This is a genomic window from Alcanivorax sp. HI0044 (genome assembly GCF_001634945.1).
On sequence record NZ_LWEZ01001226.1, the window covers coordinates 1 to 5304 of the forward strand.

4 protein-coding genes and 1 pseudogene are annotated in these 5304 nt (G+C 59.0%); 3 read left to right on the forward strand and 2 right to left on the reverse strand.

Going from position 1 to position 5304, the window contains the following annotated elements; genetic code table 11:
• Nucleotides 1-387: pseudogene (locus A3730_RS32745) on the reverse strand (adenylate/guanylate cyclase domain-containing protein); the annotation flags it as partial.
• 215 nt (nucleotides 388-602) lie between these two features.
• Between A3730_RS32745 and A3730_RS17195 the strand changes: the two are divergent.
• Together A3730_RS17195 and A3730_RS17200 are read left to right on the forward strand one after the other, a co-directional pair.
• The gene (locus A3730_RS17195) at nucleotides 603-1571 is read left to right on the forward strand and encodes an alpha/beta fold hydrolase (RefSeq protein ID WP_063519811.1); all 969 of its coding nucleotides are present in this window, start codon (nucleotides 603-605) and stop codon (nucleotides 1569-1571) included.
• On the forward strand, nucleotides 1561-2055 hold the full coding sequence (locus A3730_RS17200; protein ID WP_255364279.1) for a nucleoside triphosphate pyrophosphohydrolase family protein: 495 nt from the start codon (nucleotides 1561-1563) through the stop codon (nucleotides 2053-2055). The genes A3730_RS17195 and A3730_RS17200 overlap by 11 nt, the downstream gene beginning before the upstream one ends.
• A gap of 333 nt (nucleotides 2056-2388) precedes the next feature.
• On the opposite strand, the gene A3730_RS17205 is transcribed toward A3730_RS17200, so the two are convergent.
• Nucleotides 2389-4455 carry an SDR family oxidoreductase gene (locus A3730_RS17205; RefSeq protein ID WP_231883985.1) on the reverse strand — a complete coding sequence of 689 codons (2067 nt, stop codon included), beginning with the start codon at nucleotides 4453-4455 and terminating at the stop codon, nucleotides 2389-2391.
• A 175-nt stretch (nucleotides 4456-4630) separates the two neighbouring features.
• On the opposite strand from A3730_RS17205, the gene A3730_RS17210 reads away from it, so the two are divergent.
• Nucleotides 4631-5263 (forward strand): TetR family transcriptional regulator, encoded by a 633-nt coding sequence (locus A3730_RS17210; RefSeq protein ID WP_063538537.1) that lies wholly within the window; start codon nucleotides 4631-4633, stop codon nucleotides 5261-5263.
• Nucleotides 5264-5304 lie beyond the last annotated feature (41 nt).

Genomic DNA, 5304 nt, shown 5'->3' on the forward strand with positions numbered 1-5304 from the left:
GGCCAGCGGCAGAATGCCGGCCTTGTCGATCAGGTTGCCGTCGCGACCGAACAGGGCGGCGCCGCGAACGCTGTCGCTGCGGGCCAGGTTGTTGAGTTGTACCTTGAGAAAGAAGGTGTCGTCCGCCAGTAATGGTTCGCGGGCGGTGTTGGCCAGTTGCTGGGCGATGGCCGTGCCAAAGCTGTCTGCCTGGTCGCGCATGCGGCTGAGCTGATTGTTGAGTAGCAGGGTGCCGAGGATAGTCATGCCGCAGAGAATCAGCAGGGAAATGGACAGGCCCAGCTTCCAGGCCACCGGGAAATAGGCCGGGATATAGGGCGCCAGCCACTCGCCGAGGCGGGTGCGTTGGGGGGGGCTGGATTGTTCGGGGCCCTTTGGCGTGCTCACAGTTACGTCCCTGGTGTGGCTGTACGGGTTGTTCCTTTGTGTTTCTCTCGGCCTGCCGCAGTATCACTAGGCGCGGGGCGCCGGCCTGTGCTTGTCAGCGGCAGTGCTTGCTGTCAAATTCAGGCATGTGCCTTATGCCAACAATAGCATTTTAGTGGTGCCGGGTAAGTAGCCGTCTGACTGTTTGTTACCCGGCCTTGAATTAGGATATGAGTATGGCGTTTACGCGAGAGCGACAGATTCCTGCCAATGGGCTGGATTTTTTTGTAGCGGAGGCTGGCGAGGCCGGTGCGCCCCTGGTGCTGTGTTTGCACGGTTTCCCTGAATGCTGGGCTTCGTGGCGGTACCAGCTGCCGGTGCTGGCCCAGTCCGGTTATTACGCGGTGGCGCCGGATTTGCGCGGTTACGGCTTTACCGGTGGTCCCAAAGAGGCCGATGCCTACCGGCAGAGTGTGCTGGTTGAGGATGTGATGGCCCTGATTCAGGCGCTGGGCTATGACAGCGCCATCCTGATGGGGCATGACTGGGGCTGTGGCCTGGCCTGGCAGGTAGCACGCCGATATCCCAAAGCAATCAGAGCGGTGATCGGTATGTCTGTTCCCTATGGTGGCCCGGCGCCCGAGCCGCCTACTACCGCCATGCGCAAGCTGTTCGAGGACCGTTTTTTCTACATGCTGTACTTCCAGCAAGCGGCCCTGCCTGAGCAAGAGCTTGAGGCTGACGTGTCGTACAGCTTGCGATGTATTTTTCATGGTCTTTCCGCCGACGGGATCGCGGATTTCAAGGTCGGCCCGGATGATACCGGCTTCCTTCAGTCCATGCCGGTTCCGGCGACCCAGCCCCGCTGGATGCGCGAAGAGGACCTGGCTTATTACGTGGAGCGTTTTGAGCACAGCGGTTTCACTGGCCCGATCAACTGGTACCGGTCCATGGATGCTTCCTGGGAAGAAAGCCGTGATGACACTGACTGGCAGATCGTGATGCCGACCCTGTTTATCGGTGGCCTGCAGGACCCGGTGATCATGTTTGGCCAGAAAGCGCTGCAGCGCATGCCGGATTACATTCCGGACCTGCGTACCGTGATGCTGGATCAATGCGGCCACTGGATCCAGATGGAGCAGGCGGCTGAAGTGAACCGGGAAATACTGGCTTTTCTGGAAGAGATTCATGCCGATGAAGTCTGAGGTTAGCAACTTTCATAAGGTTGGGGAGTTTCATCGGGCATTTTCGTTGCCCGTGGAGCCTCGGCCAGTGGTGCCGGACGATGCGACCGTGCGCCTGCGTCTGGCCTTGTTGCTGGAGGAATTCCACGAGCTGGCCGAAGCGACGTGTCAGAATGCCAGTGATGCCCAGCAGGCGTTTCTCTCCACATTGGCCCAGGCCCGTGAGCAGTTGGAGGCGTTGGATCGGTTTCAGGTTGACCTGGTGGAAGTGGCGGATGCGCTTACCGATATCAACTATGTCACCTACGGCGCCGGGCACACTTTTGGTATTGACCTGAACGCCTGCTGCGAGGAGGTGCATCGCAGCAACATGAGCAAGTTGGGGGCTGATGGCAAGCCGGTGAAGGATGAGCGAGGAAAGGTGTTGAAAGGCCCGGCGTACTCGCCTCCGTCACTGGCGCCGGTGCTGGCGGCCCAGGCGGGCAATCCGCAAAGCGCTGGGTAATGTCTGGCGATCGTCAGGGGATGCGGTTGTGCAATACAGGTTGTGCAATACAGAAAAAAACCTGATTTACGTCAAGGCGGGGCGGTGCGGTCGGCGGCACTATGACTGCGGGATCTGATCCCGCTGCGTATGCTTCCGGTTGTCTCCGGAAACAATTAGGCCTCGGAAACGGGGCCTTTTTTTATGGGAGGCTGGATGCCTGACGCTGGACGCATAACGAGAAAAAATTAAACGAAAACCGGCTTGAGCCGATTTTTCCTTAGGCTTTAATTTTTGGCGTCAGGCGTCAGGCGTCAGGCGTCAGGCGTCAAGCGTCAGGCGTCAGGCGTCAAATTACCAATGAATCCCTTTGAACAGCCGCGAGAAAGCGGCCTGTTCGCGGCGGATCTTCTTCGGTGTGCCCTCCTTGTCTCCCAGGGCGGCAGAGGAATCCGAGAACAACTTGTAGCCGGTGTTCATGATGGTTTCGGTGACCCGGGGGGTGATGAAGTGCATCACCTGCCCCATGACGCCCAGGTTGGTGGCGATGCGTTTTGGCTGGCGCACAATGGCGTCGCAGATCATGTCCGCTGCCTGGGTGGGGCTGATGGTCGGCACGTGATTGTAGATCTTGGTGGGCGCGATCATCGGTGTGCGCACCAGCGGCATGTTGATAGTGGTAAAGCGGATCCCCTCGTGGGCCAGCTCGCTGGAGGCGCAGCGGGTGAAAGCATCCAGTGCCGCTTTGGAGGCCACATAGGCGGAAAAGCGGGGTGCATTGGTGAGCACGCCGATGCTGGAAATGTTAATCACATGGCCGCCGCCGTTTTCGATCATGCTGGGCATCAGTTGCATGATCAGTCGCAGGGCGCCGAAGTAATTGAGCTGCATGGTGCGTTCGTAATCGTGGAAACGGTCAAACGCATGGACCACGGAACGGCGAATGGAACGCCCGGCGTTGTTCACCAGAATATCCACATGGCCATGATCGGCGAGGACCTGCTGGATTAAATTGTCCACGTCGGTCAGGTCGGACACATCACAGCTGTAAGCCTGTGCGGTGCCGCCCAGCTGGTCGATTTCATGCAGGGTTTCTTCCAGTTTTTCGGCGGTGCGGGCAATCACCAGCACGGTGGCGCCGGCGCGAGCCAGCTTCAGCGCGCTGGCCTTGCCGATACCGGACGTGGCGCCGGTAACCATTACTACCTTGCCTTCCACCCGTTCGGGCAGGGTGGGCAGCGGTTGCAGTTCATCCTTGCGCTCGCCGCGGTCCGGGTCCAGATGGTTTTCCCAGAAATCCCACAGTTGCTGGATATAGCTTTCCAGCTCCGGTGCCGCGATGCCAGTGCCTTCCAGAGCCGCTTTGGCGCGGCTGTTATCGTACTCGGTGGGGAAGGTGAGGAACTTCATGGCCGAGGGCGGGATGTCCAGGTTGTCCAGTGCGGCATTGAGCAGCAGGTTGGGGGTCAGGGCGCTGACGCCCTTGCGAACAAAGCCCGGGACCACATCGAACAGGCGGTTTTCCAGCTTCAAGGCCACCCGCGGGGCCTGGGCGGCGCCGGCGATGATGTCCATGATCTCGCCCAGGCTGTAGCTGCGGTCTGCGGTCAGGTGGAAGCATTGGCCATCGTGGTCAGCCTGGTGGGCAATGTGGTCCAGGGCGTCCGCCACGAAATCCACCGGCACCACGTTGAAGTGGCCGCCTTCCACGCCGATCAGAGGTATCCAGTTGGGCAATACGTCTTTCAGCTTCTGGATGAACTTGAACAGGTAATAGGGGCCGTCCACCTTGTCCATGGCCCCGGTTTCAGAATGGCCGACGACCATGGCAGGGCGGTAGATGCGCCAGGGGATTTTGCTTTCCTGGCGTACCAGTGCTTCGGATTCGTGCTTGGTCAGCAGGTAGGCGTCATCAAGTCCGGTGGCTTCCTCGAACATGTCTTCGGTAAAGGTGCCGTCGTAAAGGCCGGCAGCCGCGATGGAGGAGACATGGTGAAAACGGCCGGCCTGAATTTTTTCAGCCAGTTTCAGCGTTTGCCGCGTGCCTTCGATATTGGTGTAGCGCTGGGTGTTTTCATCGGCGGTCAGGTCATAAATGGCGGCCAGATGGAAAAAATGATCGATTTGCCCGTTCAGGTCATCCTGGTCACGCTTGCTCACGCCCAGCAGTTTTTCGTTGATGTCGCCATGGATGGCCACCAGACGGTCGGCATCCACGCCAAGCCGGCTGCGCAGGGCATCCAGCTTGTACTCGGAGCCACAGCGGACCAGGGCAAAAACGCGGGTATCGTCGCGTTTCAGCAGACGGCCAACCAGAAATCGGCCGATAAACCCGGTGGCACCGGTAACGAAATAGTTCATTGCTTTCCCCTTGTGCTTCCTTGCTGCCTGCTCGGGCAGGCAGGTTGTGTTGTAGCGCATGTCTGATCATGCGCCGTGATCAGGCCGTGTGCCAAGTCTTCGGCCTTACATCTGTAAGGTGAATTCTCTTCCAGCTAACAAGTGTTTGTCAAAGATTGTTTTGTAACCGCTGCGTTGTTGCGCCGTGGCCGTCGTTTATGGGATTATTTAACTAACATTCGTTAGTGATACTGTTATGGCTGAAACAGCGCGACAGCGCCAGAAACGGCAAACCCGGGAGCGGATTCTGGAATCCGCACGAAATTTGATGGCGGGCGGGCGTGGTCTGGACAGCCTGGGGCTGCGTGAAGTGGCCCGGGAATCCAGCCTGGCTGCCACCTCCCTGTATAACCATTTTCCGGATATGGAGGCGCTGGGGTTGGCGTTGATTGACTCCTGTTGCTTTCGGTTGCGCTCTGCCATGGAGTACGAGCGGCGCAGCATGATCGAAATCGGTGCGGCCCAGGCGGTGCAGGAGCTGGTCGGGCGGTTTACCCGTTATATTGCTGAGAACGGCAATGATTTTCGCTTGTTGGTGCAGCAGCGTCTGGGTAGCCATGATCGCTACCGGTTGAGAATTCAGCGCGAATTACAGTTGCTGGTGGACGAGCTGGCCGAAGACGTGCGTCAGGCGGTCGCCAGCCAGGGGCGGGTCCAGGTGCCGGCAGAACAGGAGGCGCAAGCGGCCATTGCGATCATGTTCGGCGCCGGCATTTCCATGCTCGACAGTAGCCCCGCTGCGCGCCGTGTGTTGGCGGATCATGCCTGCCTGCAGCTGGAAATGATGGCGCTGGGCGGCAGGCAGATGGCGGTAGGTAATCGGCTATGAAATGGCGGTTTGTGACGTGATTCGTGGGTTTGTGCCGAAAA

Coding starts and splice junctions, on each gene's coding strand:
- A3730_RS17195 (WP_063519811.1), top strand. CDS start 603: ATGGCGTTTACGCGAGAGCGACAGATTCCTGCCAATGGGCTGGATTTT.
- A3730_RS17200 (WP_255364279.1), top strand. CDS start 1,561: ATGAAGTCTGAGGTTAGCAACTTTCATAAGGTTGGGGAGTTTCATCGG.
- A3730_RS17205 (WP_231883985.1), bottom strand. CDS start 4,455: ATGCGCTACAACACAACCTGCCTGCCCGAGCAGGCAGCAAGGAAGCAC.
- A3730_RS17210 (WP_063538537.1), top strand. CDS start 4,631: ATGGCTGAAACAGCGCGACAGCGCCAGAAACGGCAAACCCGGGAGCGG.